General features: G+C 63.6%; 18 protein-coding genes (1 of these 18 running past the window's edge). 8 read left to right on the top strand and 10 right to left on the bottom strand.

The features are described 5' to 3' along the window. The 3 genes from ACTJKX_RS23510 to ACTJKX_RS23500 all read left to right on the top strand — a co-directional run. On the top strand, positions 1-1,939 hold the 3' portion of the coding sequence (locus ACTJKX_RS23510; protein ID WP_440726690.1) for a M23 family metallopeptidase. It extends 2 nt beyond the left edge of the window; only the last 1,939 of its 1,941 coding nucleotides appear in the window; the start codon is cut by the window's left edge — 1 of its three bases falls inside, at position 1; its stop codon occupies positions 1,937-1,939. 112 nt (positions 1,940-2,051) lie between these two features. Beyond that, positions 2,052-3,347 (top strand): ATP-binding protein, encoded by a 1,296-nt coding sequence (locus tag ACTJKX_RS23505; protein ID WP_415085907.1) that lies wholly within the window; start codon positions 2,052-2,054, stop codon positions 3,345-3,347. Beyond that, the gene (locus tag ACTJKX_RS23500; protein ID WP_440726689.1) at positions 3,328-3,870 is read left to right on the top strand and encodes a response regulator transcription factor; all 543 of its coding nucleotides are present in this window, start codon (positions 3,328-3,330) and stop codon (positions 3,868-3,870) included. The genes ACTJKX_RS23505 and ACTJKX_RS23500 overlap by 20 nt, the downstream gene beginning before the upstream one ends. A 4-nt stretch (positions 3,871-3,874) precedes the next feature. Here the strand turns inward: ACTJKX_RS23500 and ACTJKX_RS23495 are convergent, their stop codons facing one another. The 5 genes from ACTJKX_RS23495 to cyoA are packed head-to-tail and all read right to left on the bottom strand — an operon-like array spanning position 3,875 to position 8,871. Next, the gene (locus tag ACTJKX_RS23495; protein ID WP_440726688.1) at positions 3,875-4,606 is read right to left on the bottom strand and encodes an SURF1 family protein; all 732 of its coding nucleotides are present in this window, start codon (positions 4,604-4,606) and stop codon (positions 3,875-3,877) included. A 10-nt stretch (positions 4,607-4,616) separates the two neighbouring features. After that, positions 4,617-5,006: a cytochrome o ubiquinol oxidase subunit IV gene (cyoD, locus tag ACTJKX_RS23490; protein ID WP_367625888.1), complete on the bottom strand. Its 390-nt coding sequence runs from the start codon at positions 5,004-5,006 to the stop codon at positions 4,617-4,619. Next, on the bottom strand, positions 5,003-5,629 hold the full coding sequence (gene cyoC, locus ACTJKX_RS23485; protein WP_440726693.1) for a cytochrome o ubiquinol oxidase subunit III: 627 nt from the start codon (positions 5,627-5,629) through the stop codon (positions 5,003-5,005). The genes cyoD and cyoC overlap by 4 nt, the downstream gene beginning before the upstream one ends. A gap of 17 nt (positions 5,630-5,646) precedes the next feature. Then, the gene (cyoB, locus tag ACTJKX_RS23480) at positions 5,647-7,656 is read right to left on the bottom strand and encodes a cytochrome o ubiquinol oxidase subunit I (RefSeq protein WP_440726687.1); all 2,010 of its coding nucleotides are present in this window, start codon (positions 7,654-7,656) and stop codon (positions 5,647-5,649) included. Positions 7,657-7,686: 30 nt separating this feature from the next. Continuing rightward, complete coding sequence (gene cyoA / locus ACTJKX_RS23475) at positions 7,687-8,871, bottom strand: ubiquinol oxidase subunit II (protein WP_440726686.1); 1,185 nt, start codon at positions 8,869-8,871, stop codon at positions 7,687-7,689. 171 nt (positions 8,872-9,042) lie between these two features. Between cyoA and ACTJKX_RS23470 the strand changes: the two genes are divergently transcribed. Beyond that, positions 9,043-10,377, top strand: coding sequence for an MFS transporter (locus ACTJKX_RS23470; protein ID WP_311934311.1), 1,335 nt, complete (start codon positions 9,043-9,045; stop codon positions 10,375-10,377). Positions 10,378-10,401: 24 nt separating this feature from the next. On the opposite strand, the gene ACTJKX_RS23465 is transcribed toward ACTJKX_RS23470, so the two are convergent. Both ACTJKX_RS23465 and ACTJKX_RS23460 read right to left on the bottom strand, forming a co-directional pair. Beyond that, positions 10,402-11,694 (bottom strand): NAD(P)/FAD-dependent oxidoreductase, encoded by a 1,293-nt coding sequence (locus ACTJKX_RS23465; RefSeq protein WP_440726685.1) that lies wholly within the window; start codon positions 11,692-11,694, stop codon positions 10,402-10,404. Positions 11,695-11,747: 53 nt separating this feature from the next. After that, positions 11,748-12,587 (bottom strand): IclR family transcriptional regulator, encoded by an 840-nt coding sequence (locus ACTJKX_RS23460; protein WP_440726684.1) that lies wholly within the window; start codon positions 12,585-12,587, stop codon positions 11,748-11,750. Positions 12,588-12,771: 184 nt separating this feature from the next. Between ACTJKX_RS23460 and ACTJKX_RS23455 the strand changes: the two genes are divergently transcribed. The 4 genes from ACTJKX_RS23455 to ACTJKX_RS23440 all read left to right on the top strand — a co-directional run bounded on the left by ACTJKX_RS23455 (position 12,772) and on the right by ACTJKX_RS23440 (position 16,637). Continuing rightward, the gene (locus tag ACTJKX_RS23455; protein WP_440726683.1) at positions 12,772-13,839 is read left to right on the top strand and encodes an ABC transporter ATP-binding protein; all 1,068 of its coding nucleotides are present in this window, start codon (positions 12,772-12,774) and stop codon (positions 13,837-13,839) included. Next, entirely contained in the window at positions 13,836-14,690 is an 855-nt protein-coding gene (locus ACTJKX_RS23450; protein WP_394312285.1) for an ABC transporter permease, read from the top strand. The genes ACTJKX_RS23455 and ACTJKX_RS23450 overlap by 4 nt, the downstream gene beginning before the upstream one ends. A 4-nt stretch (positions 14,691-14,694) precedes the next feature. Beyond that, the gene (locus ACTJKX_RS23445; protein ID WP_440726682.1) at positions 14,695-15,489 is read left to right on the top strand and encodes an ABC transporter permease; all 795 of its coding nucleotides are present in this window, start codon (positions 14,695-14,697) and stop codon (positions 15,487-15,489) included. 95 nt (positions 15,490-15,584) lie between these two features. Beyond that, positions 15,585-16,637: an ABC transporter substrate-binding protein gene (locus ACTJKX_RS23440; RefSeq protein ID WP_311934317.1), complete on the top strand. Its 1,053-nt coding sequence runs from the start codon at positions 15,585-15,587 to the stop codon at positions 16,635-16,637. 76 nt (positions 16,638-16,713) lie between these two features. On the opposite strand, the gene ACTJKX_RS23435 is transcribed toward ACTJKX_RS23440, so the two are convergent. The 3 genes from ACTJKX_RS23435 to ACTJKX_RS23425 form a co-directional block, all read right to left on the bottom strand. Beyond that, entirely contained in the window at positions 16,714-17,421 is a 708-nt protein-coding gene (locus ACTJKX_RS23435) for a DUF899 family protein (protein ID WP_394312290.1), read from the bottom strand. A gap of 192 nt (positions 17,422-17,613) precedes the next feature. After that, positions 17,614-20,214, bottom strand: coding sequence for an ATP-dependent chaperone ClpB (gene clpB, locus ACTJKX_RS23430; protein WP_394312292.1), 2,601 nt, complete (start codon positions 20,212-20,214; stop codon positions 17,614-17,616). 184 nt (positions 20,215-20,398) lie between these two features. Then, positions 20,399-20,944, bottom strand: coding sequence for a cytochrome b (locus ACTJKX_RS23425; RefSeq protein WP_440726681.1), 546 nt, complete (start codon positions 20,942-20,944; stop codon positions 20,399-20,401). Between the last annotated feature and the right edge of the window lie 66 nt (positions 20,945-21,010).

Genomic DNA, 21,010 nt, shown 5'->3' with positions numbered 1-21,010 from the left:
GGATCCCGGAACGCAGGCGCCGCTTTCGGCAGATGGCGGGCGAGCGCCCGATCGGCGCAAGGTCTCGATCCGCTGGCTGACGGGAACGGTCCTCACGGGCCTGTGCGGTGCCGGCCTCATGGGCGGAGCCGTCTATGCCGCTCTGGACGGCGAATACAGCGTGGGCCATGCACCGCAGATCGCCCCCACCGTCGTGCGCGAGAGCGAGGCCCAGACTTCTACCCAGAAGACCGATCGTATCCTGATCCAGACCGATACGATGGAAGCGCATCAGGTCATTCGCGTCTCCACCACCACCAAGGTGGGCGACAAGGACGTCATCAAGGTCAAGCCCTTCGCGCGCGTGCTCGCCAGCCTGCAGATTGCTTCCGGCCCCCTCGCCTCCCAGGTGCCTCCCTATAATCCCCAGGCTCTTTCCGCCGATCCGGACGCGGCCCTGGCGCCCGCCACCGCCCATGTCGAGCAGGCGCCCGACGACGGCGAGGTCACCGTGGCCAACCGCGACCTCGTCGGTGTGAACTTCCAGCCGACCTCCGGCCCCCTGCTGCCCGACGAGCAGGTGCTCGCGCTGGTGCGGGCACAGACCCAAGGTAACGATCCCTCCGCCGCGATCATCCCACCGCAATTCGTGGCGCTCGCCGCCGACGACGATCGCGCCGAGAGCGCCGATTTGACGGCCCTGCGCGAGACCGACGTGCAGACCGACCCCGACTCGGCGCTCAAGATCACCATCGTGCCCGAGAACTTCACCAACATCGCCAAGACGGCGCCCGAAGTCTCCTCCCGCGAGCAGACCATCACGGTGGAGGACAAGGACACGCTCGCCGGCATTCTGGGGCGCCTCGGCGCAACACCGCAGGAAGTCCAGGAGATCGCCAAGGCGCTCGGCGATGCCGGCAAGCTGCATGGCGGGCTGCGCCTACGGGTTCTGGTCGCTCCGGGCGAGGAAGAGGACCCCCATTCCAGGCCCGTACGCCTGTCGGTCTACAATGCCGACAAGCATCTGGGCACCGTGGTGCTTGCCGATACCGGCGGCTATGTTTCCGTACAGGATCCGAGCTCGACCGACATCGCCGCCAATGCCCAGGACAATCAGGGCGGCGACGACGAGGATGAAGGCGACAGCGGCACCGGTATCCGCCTCTATTATTCCATCTACGAGACGGCCCTGAAGCAGCAGGTGCCCAAGGAAATGATCGAGCGCCTGCTGCGCGTCTATGCCTATGACGTCGACCTCACCCGCCACACCCGGCCGGGCGACAATTTCGAGCTGTTCTACGAGCAGGACGACGCCGGCAACCCGGTCGGCGACATTCTCTATACGGCGCTGACCGTCAATGGCGAGCTGAAGCGCTACTATCATTTCGCCAGTCCCGATGACGGCCAGGTCGACTATTACGACGAGGACGGCAAGTCGGCGCGCAAGTTCCTGACCCGCAAGCCGATCAATGGCGGCGAGATGCGCTCCACCTTCGGCATGCGGCGCCATCCGATCCTCGGTTATTACAAGATGCATACCGGTGTCGACTGGGCCGACCGGGTCGGCACGCCGATCCTGGCCACCGGCAACGGCACCATCGTCAAATCCGGCTGGACCAACGGCTATGGCCGCCACATCGAGATCCAGCACGCCAACGGCTATCTCTCGACCTATTCGCACATGAACAGCTTCGCCTCGGGCACAGGCGTCGGCGCCAAGGTCAAGATGGGTCAGGTCATCGGCTATCTCGGCCAGTCGGGCCTGGCGACGGGCCCGCATATCCATTACGAAGTGAAGATCAACGGCAGTTTCGTCGATCCGATGCGCATCAAGCTGCCGCAGGGCCGCGAGCTCAATGGCGAGCTGCTCGCCTCCTTCAAGGCCGAGCGCGACCGCATCAACGCTTTGATGAGCAAAGCCCCCGTCGCCGAGATTGCGACCGGCACCAACAAGAGCTGAGGAGCTGAGGCCGGGTAACCGCCAGCAATGGCTCGACGACGGCCCGCCCTCGCGGCATTTTCGCCAACCGTTCTGCTATCAACTTTTCTGGAAAACGCTCTAGTAAGTTGTCATGACCACCATTCGTGACACCACCGACCAGAAAAACCTTGCCCTGCTGATCCAGCTGCGCTGGCTCGCCGTGATCGGGCAGGTGATCACCATCCTGTTCGTCGACCTCGCGCTCGGCATTCCCCTGCCGCTGTTCGAGATGGCCGTGGTGATCGGCTTCCTAGTCGCGCTCAACGTCGTCGGCCTGGTCCGGCTGCGCAGCCAGGGTCTGGTGGGCAATACCGAGCTCTTCCTCGAGCTCATGCTCGATGTCGCCGCCCTCACCGTACAGCTCTATCTGAGCGGCGGCGCTTCCAATCCCTTCATCTATCTCTACCTCCTGCAGGTCATCATCGGCGGCGTCCTGCTGGAAGCATGGTCGACCTGGACGCTGCTGGCGGCCACCAGCGCCTGCTTCGTCGGCCTGGCGACCTTCAACCGCCCCTTGCCGATCCCGGTGCAGAGCGGCACGGACCTGGCCGACCTGCATGTCCAGGGCACCTTCATCTGCTTCGTGCTGGCAGCGATCCTGCTGGTGTTCTTCGTCACCCGCATCAACCGCAACCTGCGCGCCCGCGATGCCCATCTGGCAAGCCTGCGCCAGCAATCGGCCGAAGAGGACCATATCGTCCGCATGGGCCTGCTCGCCTCCGGCGCTGCCCATGAGCTCGGCACGCCGCTGGCGACGCTCTCGGTGATCCTGAGCGACTGGCAGCGCATGGCGATGTTCCGGGAAGACGAGGAGATCGCCGCCGAACTCACCGAAATGCGCGGCCAGCTCGACCGCTGCAAGACGATCGTCACCGGCATCCTGATGTCATCGGGCGAGGTGCGTGGCGAAGGCACCCGGCGCACCAGCGTGATCAGCTTCTTCAACGAGCTCGTGGAGGAATGGCGCGCCAGCCGTTCCCCCGCCCGCCTCGACTACAACAACACCTTCGGCACGGATGTCTCCATCGTCTCGGACGACGCCCTCAAGCAGGTGGTGTTCAACATCTTCGACAATGCGCTCGAAGCCTCGCCCAATTGGGTGGGCATCGCCCTGGAGCGGCGCGGCGACCGCCTCACGCTCTCTGTCACCGACGCAGGGCCGGGTTTCGGCAAGGACATACTGGATCAGCTCGGCAAACCCTATAATTCCAGCAAGAATCGGCCGGGCGGCGGGCTCGGCCTGTTCCTGGTCGTCAATGTCGCCCGCAAGCTCGGCGGCACCGTCACGGCCAAGAACCTCTTGAATGGCGGCGCCCTGGTCGAACTGACCCTGCCGATGGCGACGCTGTCGCCCGAAGGAGTAACCGATGCCCCCCTCCCCGGCTGAGCGCCGCCTTATCATCGTCGAGGACGATACGACCTTCGCCCGAACCCTGCGCAAATCCTTCGAGCGCCGCGGCTATGCCGTGGAGGTCGCGGCCGGCCTCGAACCGATGCAGGCTTTGCTCGCAAGCCATGCACCGGGCTTTGCCGTGGTCGACCTCAAGCTTGCGGGCGGCTCGGGGCTGGAATGCGTGAAGGCCCTGCATGGCCATGACCCCGTCATGAAGATCGTGGTGCTGACGGGCTTTGCCTCGATCGCCACCGCCGTCGAGGCGATCAAGCTGGGAGCCTGCCATTACCTGGCCAAGCCTTCCAATACCGACGATATCGAGGCGGCCTTCCAGCGCAGCGACGGCGACACCAGCGTGCCGACCACGCAGACCCCGACCTCGATCAAGAATCTCGAATGGGAACGCATCCACGAGACGCTGGTGGAGACGGAATTCAATATTTCCGAAACCGCACGCCGTCTCGGCATGCACCGGCGCACCCTGGCGCGCAAGCTGGAGAAGCGGCGGCTGAAATGAGGGATTAACCCGCTCTTCGCTCGCGCACGGTATAGACCAGCCCGCCAAGCGTCATCAGGGCGAGGGCAAACCAGGTCAGTGCGTAGACCAGATGGTTGTTGGGCAGATCGACCACCGTCATGCCGCCGGCTGGAATTTCGCCGGCCTGCCGCCGCTCGGCATCGATGAAATAGGGAGCGACGGCACCGAGGCCGCGGGCGGCGGCGATTTCAGCCACGTCGCGCGAATACCAGCGATCGGCACCGGGATCGTTGCTGCGCAGGAAAGCGCCCTTGGGCTCGCTGAGCCGCAGCAGCCCAATCACCTCGGCCGGCCCGGCAGCATTGCCCGCCTTGGCACGCTCTTCCGGCAGCACGAAGCCGCGATTGACCAGCACCACGAAGCCTTGCTCCGTCTTCAGGGGCGACAGCGTCCAGAAGCCGCCTCCCCGCGCCGTGGTCGCCTGCACGAAGGCGGGCGGGCGATCGAGGAATTCACCCGCCAGGCGGATGCGGCGGTAAGCGTCCTTGTCCGCAGCGATTGCGGGCCATGCTGCCGGGCCCGGCGGCGGCGTTGGCTCGGCATGGATACGGGCATCGATGCGGGCGATCAGGTCGAGTTTCCAGCCCAGGCGCTGGACCTGCCACATGCCCAGGGCACAAAAGCCGGCAAAGGCGATGACGAAAGCCGCCGCCAAGACGATGAAACCACGTCGAGAACGTGGTGGCCGGTCCGGCCGGCCACCCGGCGTCGTCATCGCATCAGGCTCACGGCATGTTGCGCATGTCATGCGCCGAGATCGGCATCATGTTGTTGACGAGGTGGTACATCACCCACAGCGAGCCCGTCAGCGTGATCACCACCAGCACGATGGTGAAGATCAAGGCCATCAGGTTCCAGCCGCCTTCGGACTTGGCGTCCATATGCAGGAAATAGATCATGTGCACGATGATCTGGATCACGGCCAGCGAGATCACGATCAACGAGGTCGCGACCTTGGACTCAAGCGCGCCCGTCATCACCAGCCAGAACGGGATGAAGGTCAGCACCACCGAAAGGCCGAAGCCGATCAGGTAGCTCTTGCGCGAACCATGCGAAGAGCCATGCTCGTCGTGATGGGCGCCGTGGTGGGAGTCTTGGTGGGTGTGGGCGCTCATCGCAGCATCCCCATCAGATAGACATAGGTGAAGACGCCGATCCAGATGACGTCAAGGAAGTGCCAGAACAGGCTCAGGCACATGAGGCGCCGGCGGTTCGCCGAGGTCAGGCCGTAGCGGGCGACCTGCACCATCAAGGTGAACAGCCAGAGGATGCCGGTGGAAACGTGCAGGCCGTGGGTGGAGACCAGCGTGTAGAAGGCGGAGAGGAAGCCGCTGCGCTGCGGCGTCGCGCCCTCATGGATCATGTGCGAGAACTCGTAGAGTTCGATGCCGACGAAGGCCATGCCGAACAAAGCGGTGACGAGGAGCCAGGCCTGGGTCGAGCCGACCTTGCTTTCCTGCATCGAGATCATGGCAAAGCCATAGGTGATGGAGGAGAGCAGCAGCATCGAGGTATTCAACGCCACAAGCTTGAGATCGAACAGGTCCTTCGGGGAGGGACCGGCGGCGTAGTTGCCGCCGAGCACGCCATAGGTGGCGAACAGGATCGCAAAGATGAGGCAGTCGCTCATCAGATAGATCCAGAAGCCGAGCATGGTGCTCGACCCTTCCGGATGATGCGGTTCTTCCGGCAGGTGGAAGACCGGCGCCCGGCTGTCTGCGGCCTCGGTCTGCGGCATCAGGATGGTCTGCGACATCAGCGTTCTCCTGCCGCCGCCAGCAGGCGCGTGCGGGCATTCTCGGCGGTGGCCACCTCCTCGGCGGGGATGTGGAAGTCGCGGTTATAATTGAAGGTATGGATGATGATCGCAGCCAGCAGGGCGACGAAGCTGGCAATGGCGAGCCACCAGACATACCAGATCAGCGCGACGGCGCAGACCGCACTCAGGCCGGCCAGGATGATGCCTGCCCCGGTGTTCTTGGGCATGTGGATGGGCTTGTAGCCCTCCAGCGGGCGCTTATAACCGCGACGCTTCATGTCCGCCCAGGCGTCGAGATCATGCACCACCGGGGTGAAGGCGAAGTTGTAGGCCGGCGGCGGCGAGGAGGTCGACCATTCCAGCGTGCGTGCGTCCCAGGGATCGCCCGTGACGTCCTTGAGCTCTTCACGCTTGCGGAAGCTCACGAAGAACTGCATCAGCATCGCGGCGATGCCGACGGCGATGATCGCGGCGCCGCAGGCGGCGATCACGAACCAGATCTGCAGGGACGGATCCTCGAAATGGCTGACGCGCCGGGTCACGCCCATCAGGCCGAGGATGTAGAGCGGCATGAAGGCGACCCAGAAGCCGACGACCCAGCACCAGAACGAGATCTTGCCCCAGAACGGATCGAGCCGAAAGCCGAAGACCTTGGGGAACCAGTAGTTGACGCCGGCGAACATGCCGAACAACACGCCGCCGATGATCACATTGTGGAAATGGGCGATCAGGAACAGCGAATTGTGCAGCACGAAGTCGGCCGGCGGCACGGCCAGCAGCACGCCCGTCATGCCTCCGATCACGAAGGTGAGCATGAAGGCGACTGTCCACATCATCGGCAGTTCGAAGCGGATGCGGCCCCGATACATGGTGAACAGCCAGTTGAAGATCTTCGCGCCGGTCGGGATCGAGATCACCATGGTGGTGATGCCGAAGAAGGAGTTGACGCTGGCGCCCGAGCCCATGGTGAAGAAGTGATGCAGCCAGACCAGATAGGACAGGATGGTGATCACCACCGTGGCGTAGACCATCGAGGTATAGCCGAACAGGCGCTTGCCGCAGAAGGCAGCCGTCACTTCCGAGAAGATGCCGAAGGCCGGCAGGATGAGGATGTAGACCTCAGGATGCCCCCAGATCCAGATGAGGTTGACATACATCATCGGATTGCCGCCGAGGTCGTTGGTGAAGAAATTGGTGCCGACATAGCGGTCGAGCGACAGCAAGGCGAGCACCGCCGTCAGCACCGGGAAGGCGGCGACGATGAGCACGTTGGTGCACAGCGCCGTCCAGGTGAAGACGGGCATGCGCATCATCGTCATGCCGGGCGCGCGCAGCTTGACGATGGTCGCGATCAGGTTGACGCCCGATAACAGTGTTCCCACGCCAGCGACCTGCAGGCCCCATATATAATAGTCGACCCCGACGTCCGGACTATAGGCGATGCCCGAGAGCGGCGGATAGGCGAGCCAGCCCGTCTTGGCGAATTCGCCAACGAACAGCGACATCATCACGATGGCCGCGCCGGCCGCCGTCATCCAAAACGAGAAATTGTTGAGGAAGGGGAAGGAGACGTCGCGCGCACCGATCTGCAGCGGCACCACGAAGTTCATGAAGCCGGTGACGAAGGGCATCGCCACGAAGAAGATCATGATGACGCCATGCGCCGTGAAGATCTGGTCGTAGTGATGGGGGGGCAGGTAGCCCTCGGACCCGCCGAAGGCGATCGCCTGCTGCAGGCGCATCATGATGGCATCGGCAAAGCCTCGCAGCAGCATGACCAGCGCCAGCACGATATACATCACGCCGATGCGCTTGTGGTCGACGCTGGTGAACCATTCGCGCCACAGATAGCCCCAGACGCGGAAATAGGTCAGCGCACCGAGGAGGCCGATGCCGCCGATGGCCACCGCCGCGAAGGTCGCGACCAGGATCGGCTCGTGATAGGGGATGGCTTCAAGCGTAAACCGACCGAAGATCGGGCTCACCGCAACCGTTTCAGAAGACATGGCAAAAACCGCTCGTGAATGAGGTTGCACTTAGCCGGGCTGCGCAGCGGAGAGCTGCGGCAACTGGCGGGAGGCGGGCGGGATCGACAGGCTGGCCCCGGTGAGGCCAGCGGGCTTGGGGCTCAGCGCCGGAACGCTGCGCTTCCAGGTATCGAGCGCGCCGGACCGCGGCACCTCGCAAAATGAGGAGACGAAATAGGGCTCAGGGCCGAACACCGCACCACGACGGGCATATTTGTCGTAGAGCAGCGGCCGGACATTGTTGATGCCCTCCTTGCCGAGCCCGCCCTTTGCATCCACCGCCATCATCTTGTCCATGCACATCTTGTTGGCGTCGACGCACATGTTCAGGATGGCGTGATAGAGATCATCGGCAACCGCATTGTAATAGCGTACGGGCACGTTCTGGCTCGGCTTCTCCAGTGCGAGATAGGCCGGGCGGTCGAGCGTTCCGGCATCGCCGGCACGGACCTTGGCGACCCACTGGTCGAAGCCGGCCTGGTCGAGCCCGTGGAAGCGGAAGCGCATGCCCGAGAAGCCGGCGCCACTATAATTGGACGAAATGCCTTCATACTCGCCCGGCGCGTTGATCACCGCATGCAGCTTGGTCTCCATGCCCGGCATGGCATAGATCATGCCCGCCAGTGCCGGCACGTAGAAGGAATTCATTACGGCCGAGGCGGTGATCTTGAAATTGATCGGCCGGTCGACGGGAGCCGCCATCTCGTTGACGCTGGCCACGCCATATTCGGGATAGATGAACAGCCATTTCCAGTCGAGCGCCACGACCTGGACCTCGAGCGGCTTGACCCCCTTGGTCACCGGCCTGCCCGCGGCCACGCGTTCGAGCGGCCGGTAGGGATCAAGCAGGTGGGTTCCCGTCCAGGTGATCGCGCCGAGGATGATGATGATCAAGAGCGGGGCCGCCCAGATCACCAGTTCGAGCTGGGTCGAATGGTCCCAATCCGGCTCGTAGCGCGCCGCCTTGTTGGACTGGCGATAACGCCAGGCGAACAGCACCGTCAGCGCCATCACCGGGATGATGATCACCAGCATCAGCACGGTGGAGAACACCAGGAGGTCGCGCTGCTGGGCGGCGATGTCGCCGGAGGGACTGAGCACCACGGCATTGCAGCCCGCCAGCAGGCCCACCAGGGGCAGTGCCATGGCCAGGCGGGCAAGCTTGCGCAAGCGGACGGAGCTAAGGGACGGCATTCGGGATAGCATTCGCATGTCGTGCCGATACGCCTCCGGTTTCAGGCTGCCCATTGGACATTTTGTCCAATGACAATATCATCATGAAGACGGCAATAGGTACGCAAGGGACCCCCATACTGCACGGCTTCCGTCGAGCGGGCTAGGGGCTTTGGAGAAAGCCGAGGGACGATGAGCACCACGACTTCCATGCATCCGGCCGGGGCCGCGGGCCAGCACGGCGCCAAGCGCCACACCATCACGCCCAGCGAGATCGCCATCGGCGTGATCATCGGCCGGACGTCGGAATATTTCGACTTCTTCGTCTATGCCATCGCTTCCGTGCTGGTGTTCCCCAAGCTTGCCTTCCCGCATCTCGATGCGCTGACGGGCATGCTCTATTCCTTCGCGATCTTCGCCCTCGCCTTCCTCGCACGTCCCTTCGGCTCGGCGCTGTTCACCTTGTTCGACCGGCATTATGGCCGCGAGGTCAAGCTGACCATTGCGCTCTTCCTGCTCGGCGGCTCCACCGCCGCGATCGCCTTCCTGCCCAATCACGGCACCATCGGCGCCTGGGCCGGCGTCCTGCTGGCGCTGCTGCGCATCGGCCAGGGCATCGCGCTCGGCGGCAGCTGGGACGGCCTGCCGGCCCTGCTCAGCCTGAACGCCCCCGAAGGCCAGCGCGGCTGGTGGGCAATGATCCCGCAGCTCGGCGCCCCGCTCGGCCTGATCGTCGCCAGCGGCCTGTTCGCCTTCTTCTACACCGAACTCAGCCCGGGCGACTTCCTCGACTGGGGCTGGCGCTATCCCTTCTTCGTGGCCTTCGCCATCAATGTGGTGGCGCTATTCTCGCGCCTGCGCATCATCGCCACGCCCGAATATGCCGAGATGTTTCAGAGCCAGGAACTGCAGCCCAAGCCGATCGCGGAGACGGTGGCTGCCCAGGGCCGCACCATCATCATCGGCTCCTTCGCGCCGCTGGCGAGCTTCGCCCTCTTCCACATGGTCACGGTGTTCCCGCTTGCCTGGGTGGTGCTGGAGACCAATGAGAGCGTGGTGCAGTTCCTGATCATCGAGATCTTCAGCGCCCTGTTCGGGCTCGCCGCCATCGTCGCCTCCGGCCCGATCGCCGACCGCTTCGGCCGGCGCAACCTGATCGCGGTCTGTGCCATGGCGATCGCCATCTATTCAGGCTATGCGCCGCAATTGCTGAATGGCGGCCAGACGGGCGAGCTCATCTACATGATCGGCGGCTTCATCCTGCTCGGCCTGACCTTCGGCCAGGCTTCGGGTGCGGTGAACATGAATTTTCCGATCCATTACCGCTACACGGGTGCGGCCCTGACTTCGGACCTCGCCTGGCTGTTCGGCGCGGGCTTTGCCCCCTTCGTCGCCCTGGCGCTGGCCTCCTGGTTCGGCCTCGCCTCCTCCGGCGTCTACTTGCTCTCGGGCGCGGTCTGTACGCTGATCGCACTGTGGATCAACCTCGAAGGCATCCGCAAGGGCACCAGCGATTCAAAGGACTGATCGGTATTGCGGCTTTGCCGGCCTCTACATTTCGAGGCCGGCGCGGTGCCGTTCATAGGCTGAAATCACCCGGAATCCCATTGCGCGGAACGGTTCGGGTGCGATCCAGTTGGCCAGTCCCAGCGAGGCGAACAATTCGCTCTGGTCGCCGTGCCCCGTCATCATTTCCGCCATATGCTTGCCGAGCAGCGTTCCCTTGACGATGCCGCCGCCATTGCATCCTCCGGAGGCATAGAGGTTTTCATCCACCCTGCCCCACCAGGGCGAGCCGTTCATGGTCAAGGCCGTCGTCCCGCCCCAGACATATTCGAACGGCACATGGCGCAGCGCCGGCCAACGCCGCTCGAAACGTGTCCTCAAGGCACGGATGACGCGTGGCTCGTCCAGTTCATCTTCATAGGAATAGAGGCTACGAACCATCAGCCGGTTGTCGCCGATGCGGCGCAGCGTCGTGCCCAAGCGATGCGAGGGCAGGACGCCCCAATCGGCATCGGCACCGGCCCAGCGACTGTCGGCATCCGGCATCGCCGCGGTGACCGCTGCATAAGTGTAGATCGTCACCAGGCGCGATTTCAGATAGCCGAATTTGGTAATGAAGCCATTGGTGGCGAGCACGACCTTGTCGGCGGTAACCACACCATTCGGTGTTTCCAGACGCCATTTGCCGTCATGGCGCATGGCGAGCACGGGCGTGTTCTCGTGCAGCGTCACCTGGGATGGCAGCGCATCGGCGAGGCCACGGATCAATGCGGCGGGCTGCAGCAGGTAGTTGTCCTCCAGATGAAGGCCGATGGTGTAATAGGCCGTGCCAATCCGCCGCTCCAGATCGAGCCGTGACAGGACCTCATACGGGATGGCGTTCTTGCGGGCAATGTCGCGGGCAGCCTCCACGACCGCCCTGCCGCGTTCGGTGGCGGCCGTCCGGATATAGCCGGTGCGCTTGAGCTGGCAATCGATGCCGTGGGCGTCGATCCGATCCTTGAGCCAGTCGAACCCTTCCGCCTGATAGCGCGACAGGATTTGCGCCTTCGCCGCCATGTCGTCGGAAGCGTCCTTTGGCATCACCCTTCGGCCGAGGAAACCGGAGTTGCGGGCCGAGGAGCCCTCACCCACACTGCCGGATTCGAGCAGCACGATCTCGGCGGTGAGGTCGAGCTCGGCGAGGCGCCACGCCGCCGCCACGCCGGTATATCCGGCGCCGATGACGGCATAGCGAACCCGGATGTCGCCCTCCAGCGCGGCACGGGCCTCCCGCGCCGGCAGCATCGCATTCCATCCGCAATGGCTGGAATAGTTCGGATAAGTCAGACGCGCCATCAGGCACTCCCGCAAGTGTTCATCGGCACGCTATCCATGGCCCATGGCAGCCTCTAGCTCCGCCCGGAGGAGACGGGCTTGGCGAATGCCAGGCTGCGCATGGGATGACGTAGCGTCATGTCAAAGGGATTGAGGCGCTGGCTGAGTTCCTCGGCCTCGGCTTTCATCACCTTGACGACGCCGGCGAGCCGGCTCTCCGTCAGCCGTTCGGCAAGCGTGCCCACGCTGAGCGAGGCGACCGCCAGGCCATGCGCGTCAAAGACGGGAACACCGACGCCCGCCATGCCGGGAATCAAGCCCGAGTTGAGATCGGCCCAGCCCTGTTCGCGGGCCTTGGCGATCGCCACCCTCAAGGTGGCCTCATCCAGGAAGCCCTTGTCGATCAGCCGGGGCATGTTGAAGCGGATCACGGCTTCCTGCTCCGACTCGGGAAGGTGAGAGAGAATGGCCAGGCTCCCTTGTCCCAGGCCGAGCGGCACCTTGCCGCCAATATCACCGGTGAACGAGCGGATGGGATAGGGCCCCTCGACAAGGTCGAGGCAAACGGCGTCAAAGCCGGTACGCACCAGCAGAAAAATGGACTCGCTCAGCGTCGCCGAGAGCCGCAGCAAGGTCGGCCCGGCCAATCTGCGCAGCCCGCTCGATTCCCCGATCCGCGCCGCCAGGACGAAAAATTCCAGGGCCGGCCGGTAACGCTTGCTCCCGGATACCTGTTCGACGACGCCTTCCAGGATCAGATCCTGCAAGAGCCGGTGGACCATCGACTGCCCATAGCCCACCACCTCGCCAATATCCTTCAGGCGCATTCCTTCCGGCGGACCGCCAGCCAGGATGCGCAAGAGCTCCAGAGCCCGCCTTACGGTGGAAATCGCCATGTCATCGGAAGCGACCATCTCAATAGTATTCCTTATTTCAGAAAATTTAAGTCATTATATGTATAATTTTTCTATATATCAGAATTAAATCATTCAGAATTCTATTCTACGGAATTTAATGTTGACTGCCTAGTCCCCAATGCGTTTCCATCGCCTCGCTTCCGCCAAGGCTGAAGGCCCCAAACGTTCTCTGTGAGGTGAGATGAGTTTCCTGGCCTTGGAATCGCTGTCGAAGCGATACGGCGCCCTGACTGTGGTGAGCGACGTCGACCTCGCGATTCACAAGGGCGAGTTCATCTCGCTGCTCGGTCCCTCGGGCTGCGGGAAGACCACCACGCTGCAAATGATCGCGGGGCTGGTGGAACCCACCAGCGGGCGCATCGTGCTGGATGGCCAGGACATTACGGGCCTTGCGCCCGAGAAACGCGGTCTTGGCATCGTATTCCAGAACTACGCCCTCTTCCCGCACATGACGGCCGCCCAGAACGTAGCATTCGGGCTGGAGATGCGGGGCGTATCGCGACCGGAGCGCGACAAGCGGGTCGCCGAAGCCCTCGATCTCGTCCAACTCGGTGGATTTGCGGACCGCTATCCGCGCCAGATGTCCGGTGGACAACGCCAGCGCGTCGCCATCGCGCGTGCCCTGGTCATCCGCCCTCCAGTGCTGCTGCTGGACGAACCTCTGTCCAATCTCGACGCCAAGCTGCGCGAGGAGATGCAGTTCGAGTTGCGGCGCATCCAGCAAAGCGTGGGAACCACGACCATCATGGTGACTCACGACCAGGCCGAGGCCCTGTCGATCAGCGATCGGGTGGTCGTGATGGAAGCCGGCCGGATGACGCAGGTCGACCCGCCCTATCGCCTCTATGAGCGCCCGGCCACGCCGTTCATTTCAGGCTTCGTGGGCAAGATGAACCGGCTCGAGGCGATCTGGCATACCGACGGCGCTCTCGGCGTCGCGCTGGCAGGCGGAAGCCAATTGCCGGCACAGGCCGACCATGCCGAGAACGGGGCTGCCATCACCCTGACAATTCGTCCGGAACGCATCCTGCTGGGCAGGCCGGGAGAAGGCGTGGTCGACGGGCGCATCGCCTCGCGCTTCTTCCTCGGCAGCTACTGGCTCTTCAACGTCGACACACCAGCCGGGCCCCTGACCGTTTCCGCTCCCAACGACGGACAGGAGCCGGCTGGCCCTCATGACGCGGTGTCCCTGCGCTGGGATGCCGCCAGCGCCCGCCTGGAATTACCCCTGCCGGGTGCCGCGTCATGACCGGCCGCAAGGGAGCCATCCCCTGGTTGCTGGCAGGCCCGAACCTCTTGCTGTTCACCGTGATGGTGATCGTCCCGTTGATCCTTACGGTCACGCTTTCCTTCCGCGTCTACGACTATTCGACCGGTATTGGCGATGCCGTCACCCTCGACAACTACGTCAAGGTGATCACCGACCCCTATTATCTCGGGATCTTCTGGCGAACGCTGAAGATAGCCGCGATCACGACGGCAATCTGCGCGCTGATCGGCATGCCGGAGGCTTACATCCTCTCGCGCATGCGCGAACCCTGGCGCTCCGTCTTCCTCCTCGTCATCATCGGGCCGTTGCTGGTATCGGTGGTGGTGCGTGCCTTTGGATGGAGCATGCTGCTCGGCCCGACCGGCCTGGTGAACGCCACCCTGCAACTGATGGGGCTCGGGCCGGTACGGCTGCTCTACACGGAAACGGCGATCGTCATCGCGCTGGTCCATGTGATGCTGCCCTTCATGGTGATCCCGGTCTGGACCGCACTGCAGAAGCTCGATCCCATGGTCGAGGCGGCTGCCCGTACCCTCGGCGCCTCGCGCTTCACCAGCTTCCGCCGCATCGTCATGCCGCAGGCGACGATCGGCATTCTCTCCGGCAGCCTGATCGTCTTCGGCCTGTCGGCCAGCGCCTTCGCCATCCCCGGCCTGCTCGGCGGGCGCCGCCTCAAGATGGCGGCGACACTGGTCTATGACCAATATCTCCAGGAGCTGAACTGGCCGCTGGGAGCCACCATCGCCATCGTCGTGCTGGTCGCCAATCTCGCGATCATGGTGACCTACAACCGCATCGTCGAGTCGCGAGCGAGAAAGGCTTTGGGGTAGATCGATGCAGAAGAATGGCCCCCTCGCCCTCATCTTCCACACGCTCGTGGTGGCTTTCGTTCTCGCGCCGCTGGTGGTGATCTGCATCGTCGCCTTCACCCCCGAAAACACCCTGACCCTGCCGACCACCAGCCTGTCCCTGCGCTGGTTCAAGGCGGTGTTCGCCCATCCCGACTTCGTCGCCTCGTTCTGGAACAGCATCTGGGTCGCGACACTCTCGGCCTCGATCGCCGTGGTATTCTCGATACCGGCGGGCCTGGCCATCGACCGCTTCGAGTTCCCCGGACGCGACGCCCTCAATGCGCTGTTCCTCTCACCGCTGATCATTCCCAGCCTGGTGCTCGGCGTCGCCCTGCTGCGCCTGTTCGCCCTTATCGGCGTGCAGGGCAGCTTCGCCTGGCTGGTGCTGAGCCATGCCGTCATCATCACGCCCTATGTCTTGCGGCTGGTGCTGTCGGCCCTCACCGGTTTCGACCGCAGTGCCGAGCAGGCGGCAAGAACGCTCGGAGCCTCGCAGTGGACGGTCTTCCGCCGTATCACCGCCCCGCTGATCCTGCCGGGCATCACCGGCGGCTGGCTGCTCGCCTTCATCAACAGCTTCGACGAACTGACGATGTCGATCTTCGTCACTGCTCCATCGACCGTCACGCTGCCGGTGCGCATGTACATGTACGCGACGGAGTCGATCGATCCGATGATGGCGGCGGTCTCGGCCTTGATGATCGCCCTGACGGCCTGCGCCATGCTGATCCTCGACCGTGCCTTCGGGCTCGACAGGGTGCTGATCGGCAAAGGGTAAGAACCTTCCGGAAAATGGCCCACGCGGGGTGCAGGTCCGCGCCAGGCCGACAACCGAAAACCGACATGGGCCTGCACATCACGAGAGGGATTGGAATGAACCTGAAATTTCTGGCAGGAGCCGCCGCATCGTTCGCCGTGGCCATCAGCGCATCATCTGCGGCACTGGCCCAAGACAAGACGCTCTATGTCGGCATGAATGGCGGTCCCTACGAAAAGACCTTCACCGAAGCCGTCTTCCCGGATTTCGAGAAAGCCAATGGGGTGAAGATCGTCGTCGTGCCCGGCACCTCGACCGACATCCTCGCCAAGGCGACGGCGTCCAAGGACAACCCGCAAATGCATCTCATCTTCCTCGATGACGGTGTGATGATGCGTGCGATCTCCTCGGGCCTGTGCGAAAAGCTGCAGCCCTCGCCCGAACTGAACGAAATCGCGGCCAGCGCCCGCATCAAGGGCGACATGGCAGCCGGGATCGACATGGGCATGACCGGCATCGGCTACAACAAGAAGATCTTCGACGAGAATGGCTGGCCGGCGCCGACCTCCTGGCTCGACCTGGCCGACCCGAAATTCAAGGACAAGCTCGTCTTCCAATCCGCCGCCACCTCGACCTATGGCCTGCATGCCCTGCTGATGGTCAACCGCATCGAAGGAGGCAGCGAGGGCAATGTCGAGCCGGGCTTTACCAAGATCAAGCAGGACATTGCCCCCAACGTATTGGAGTTCATTCCAAGCTCGGCCAAATTGTCGGAAATGGTGCAGACGGGCGAAGCCGCGATCTTCCCGCTGACGCCGACGGCGATCGGCAATCTGAAGGACAAGGGCCTGCCGGTCGAATATGTCCAGCCCAAGGAAGGCTCGGTACTGCTGATGATCGCCCAGTGCGTCACCGCCAAGAATTCGGAGCCGGAGCTGTCGCAGAAGCTGGCCGCCTATCTGATGTCGGCGGCAGCGCAGGCAAAGGCCCTGAATGCCGGCAACATCATTCCCTCCAATCCCAGCACCAAGGCCTCCAATCCCGTCGCCCAGTCCAAGCTCGATGCCTTCAACGGCTATATGAAGACCGTCATCACGCTCGATTGGGACGCCATCAACGCCAAGCGCCCCGAATGGAACAATCGCTGGAACAAGACCATCGAGCGCTGACATCACCTGCGCCGGACCGGCCCGGCCATGCCGGCCCCGGCGCAGCCGTGCTGCCTCGCAGCACTGTCGCTATCGGTCAATCATAGTCCACCTTCGGATACCAATGCGGATCGCGCCCCTCTGGCGTGGTGTCGAGCACGTTCCAGAGCGGCGTGAAGTCGGGTGCGCCGCGCGGGTCCTGGCCGGGATCGGCGGTCACGCCGCCCATCTCGCCGCCCCAGAAATGACGGATGGAGCCGTCGCGCCGGGTAAAGACATTGTAGCCCGGATAATCCCCGTCCGGGCGCCAGGTCCCGAAATCACGGCCGAATTCGGCGCTGGTGTCGCTGTAGAGCGGCAAATGCCGCCAGCCCCGCTCCTGCTTGAAATCGGTGAGCCGCCCGATCGGCGCGCGCGCGACGACGGCAAGCGCCGCGCGCTGCTGGATATCCTGCGCATTACCCGCCAGCGCGCCGAGCAGCGCGGTGCACATCGGACACGGGCGTTTGCGCTCGGGACCAAACATGTAGTTGTAGACGATCAAGCTCTCATGCTTGCCGAACAAGTCTGCGAAACGAACAGGCCCGTTCTCCCCCTCGAAGACATAATCCTTTGTCACGGGTGCTCCCGGCGGCAGCGCGCGGCGCATTTCTGCCACGCGTTCGATATGGCGGCGAAGTTCGATTTCCTCCGCAAGCAGCGCGGTTCGGGCGCGGCGATACTCCTCGTTCTCATTCGGGATCCGGGCCTCGTTCAAGGCTGCCAGTTCGGTAGCGGGTTTCAGCCCGCTCATGGTCGCGGTCATGCGTTTCTCCTCGATTGTCGTCGATGGCGCTACGCTCCAAGGACGTTTCTCGACGCACGGACCCGACAGTCGGGTTCCATTTTTGAGCCGGGCGCATAGTTGCCGCGATTCATGTGGTGGCTGTTTCAGCTTCAGCTGCCATAAAAAAGCGGGCCCGAAGGCCCGCTTTCTCGTTTTTCGGCTGATATTTCCTTACGCCGCCCTGGCATTCACCGCCTGGCCGCCGATGACCAGGCCCGAACCGGTCGCTCCGATCTCGATGGTCGAGCCGTCCTTCACCTTGCCGGAGAGGATCATCTCGGCCAGCGGATCCTGGACCAGGCGCTGGATCGTGCGCTTGAGCGGACGTGCGCCATAGGCCGGGTCGTAGCCCTTGTCGGCAAGGTAGGTTCTCGCGGCATCGTCGAGATGCAGCGTGATCTTGCGCTCGTCGAGCAGCTTCTGCAGCCGGGTCATCTGGATATCGACGATCGCGCCCATCTGCGCCTTCTTCAGGCGGTGGAACAGGATGATCTCGTCGACCCGGTTGAGGAACTCCGGCCGGAAGTGGCTGCGCACCACCGCCATCACCTCTTCGCGCACCTTGTCCGAATCCTCGCCTTCCTTCTGGTTGACCAGATATTCGGCCCCGAGATTGGAGGTCATGATGATCAAGGTGTTGCGGAAGTCGACGGTGCGGCCCTGCCCGTCCGTCAGGCGGCCGTCGTCCAGCACCTGCAGGAGGACGTTGAAGACGTCGGGATGGGCCTTCTCGATCTCGTCGAACAGCACGACCTGGTAGGGCCGGCGCCGCACGGCTTCGGTCAGCGCACCGCCTTCGTCATAGCCGACATAGCCCGGAGGCGCGCCGATGAGCCTGCTCACCGAATGCTTCTCCATATATTCGGACATGTCGATACGGGTCATCGCCGTGTCGTCGTCGAACATGAAGGCGGCAAGCGCCTTCACCAGCTCCGTCTTGCCTACGCCCGTGGGGCCCAGGAAGATGAAGGAGCCGATCGGCCGGTTGGGATCCTGCAGGCCGGCGCGGGCGCGCCGAACCGCGGTCGAAACCGCCTGCACGGCCTCGCCCTGACCGACCACGCGGGTCGCCAGCACGTCCTCCATGCGCAAGAGCTTGTCCTTCTCGCCTTCCAGCATCTTGTCGACGGGCACGCCCGTCCAGCGCGAGACCACCTGCGCGACATGATCCGCCGTCACGGCCTCCTCGACCATGCTGACCTTGCCTTCGGACGCCTCGACCTCCGCCAGCTCCTTTTCGAGCTTGGGAATGATGCCATAGGTCAATTCGCCCGCACGCTGGTACTCGCCGCGGCGCTGGGCCTCGGCCAGTTCGTTCTTGGCCTTGTCGAGCTGGCCCTTGAGATCGGCGGCAAGGCCGAGCTTGTCCTTCTCGGACTTCCAGCGCTGGGTGAGTTCGGAGGAACGCTCTTCGAGATCGGCCAGCTCCTTTTCGAGCTTGGCGAGACGATCCTTGGAAGCGTCGTCGTTCTCGCGCTTGAGTGCTTCCTGCTCGATCTTGAGCTGGACGATGCGCCGGTCGAGTTCGTCGAGCTCCTCGGGCTTGGAGTCCACCTGCATGCGCAGACGCGAGCCGGCCTCGTCGACGAGGTCGATGGCCTTGTCCGGCAGGAAACGATCGGTGATGTAGCGGTTCGACAAGGTCGCCGCCGCCACAATCGCGCTGTCGGTGATGCGCACCTTGTGGTGCTGCTCATACTTCTCCTTCAGGCCGCGCAGGATGGAGATGGTGTCCTCCACCGTAGGCTCCTCGACAAAGACGGGCTGGAAGCGCCGCGCCAGGGCCGGGTCCTTCTCCACATGCTTGCGATATTCGTCGAGCGTGGTGGCGCCGACGCAATGCAGCTCGCCGCGTGCCAAAGCAGGTTTCAAGAGGTTGGAAGCATCCATCGCCCCCTCGCCCTTGCCCGCGCCGACCAGCGTGTGCATCTCGTCGATGAACAGGATGATCTCTCCATCGGCAGAGGTCACCTCATTCAGCACGGCCTTCAGGCGCTCCTCGAACTCACCGCGATATTTCGCACCGGCGATCAGCGCGCCCATGTCGAGCGCCAGCAAAGCCTTGTCCTTGAGGCTCTCGGGCACGTCGCCATTGACGATGCGCAACGCCAGGCCCTCGACGATCGCCGTCTTGCCGACGCCGGGCTCGCCGATCAGCACCGGGTTGTTCTTGGTGCGCCGCGACAGCACCTGAATGGTACGGCGGATCTCCTCGTCGCGGCCGATCACCGGGTCGAGCTTGCCCTCGCGGGCATCGGTGGTGAGGTCGCGGGCATATTTCTTCAGGGCGTCATAGGCGTTCTCTGCCGTGGCGCTGTCCGCGGTGCGGCCCTTGCGCAGGGCCTCGATCGCCTTGTTGAGGTTCTGCGGCGTCACGCCGGCAGCCGCCAGCGCCTTGCCGGCCTCGGTATCCTTCTCAATGGCAAGCGCGAGCAACAGTCGCTCGACCGTGACGAAGCTGTCGGAAGCCTTGTCGGCCGCCTTCTCGGCCGCCTCGAACACACGTGCAAGCCCCGGCGTCAGATAGACCTGGCCGGCACCCGTGCCCTGCACCTTGGGCAGCTTCTTGATCGCGGCCTCGACGGCATTCAGCGCCTGGCGCGAATTGCCGCCGGAGCGATCGATGAGGCCTGCCGCCAATCCCTCGGGATCGTCGAGCAGGACTTTCAGGAGATGCTCGGGAGCGAACTGCTGATGCCCCTCGCGCAAAGCGAGCGACTGCGCCGACTGCACGAAGCCTCTGGCCCGTTCGGTATAGCGTTCAAAATTCATTCTATGTCCCTTCCAGCACGCCCGGGGACCCGTAGCATCGTCCAGGCGCCATACAGATTTGCGAACCCCGCAGGCATTCGCTGAGAATGATGTGGGGTGCCGGAACGAAGCTACAAGGGGTATCGAAACAAGAGTCTGAGCCAGATCAAACAAGAAGCCAAATGGTGTCTATCGCCTGCCCGCACTACCGCGCCGAACGGCGGGGAAGCATGCGTGTCAGCACATCGTCGCCCCGGACATAATGGTGCCAGAGCGCTGCAACGGCATGGAGGCCGGCCACGACCAGGATCCCATCCGCGCACAACTCATGTAGTTCCTTGACTTGATGCGCCAAATCGCGGTCGGGAGCCACGGGGGCGGGTATGGTGAACAGGCCAAAGAAGGTCAGGGCATCTCCACGCAGCCAGGTGAGAGTGATGCCGAGGCCGACAATCCCGATCATCAGGGCATAGAGGAGGAAATGGGCTCCCTTCGCCGCCGCGACCTCCATGCCCGACATGGTCGAGGGCAAGGGCGGGGTGCCGAGCGCCAGGCGGGCGAGGAGACGGGCGGCGATCAAGGCCGTAAGCAGGAGGCCCAGCGAGATATGGTTCCACCAGGACAGGTCCCGGATCGGGTCCCCCTTGGCGAAGAACACTTCATTATAGGTGAGGCCATAACAGGCCAGCACCAGCAGGAAGATCGCCCAGTGCAGGGCTTTTTGAACGGGGCGGTAGGACGCGGAGGACATGTTCGGGCTCCAGATTGGATTAATTCTAATCTGCGCAAGACTGCGGCGACGATATGACATCGACCG

It is taken from the genome of Labrys sp. 22185, assembly GCF_052045555.1.
Classification (GTDB): domain Bacteria; phylum Pseudomonadota; class Alphaproteobacteria; order Rhizobiales; family Labraceae; genus Labrys; species Labrys neptuniae.
Note: the sequence above shows the minus strand (reverse complement) of the source record. Positions and strands in the feature narration are given on the sequence as shown.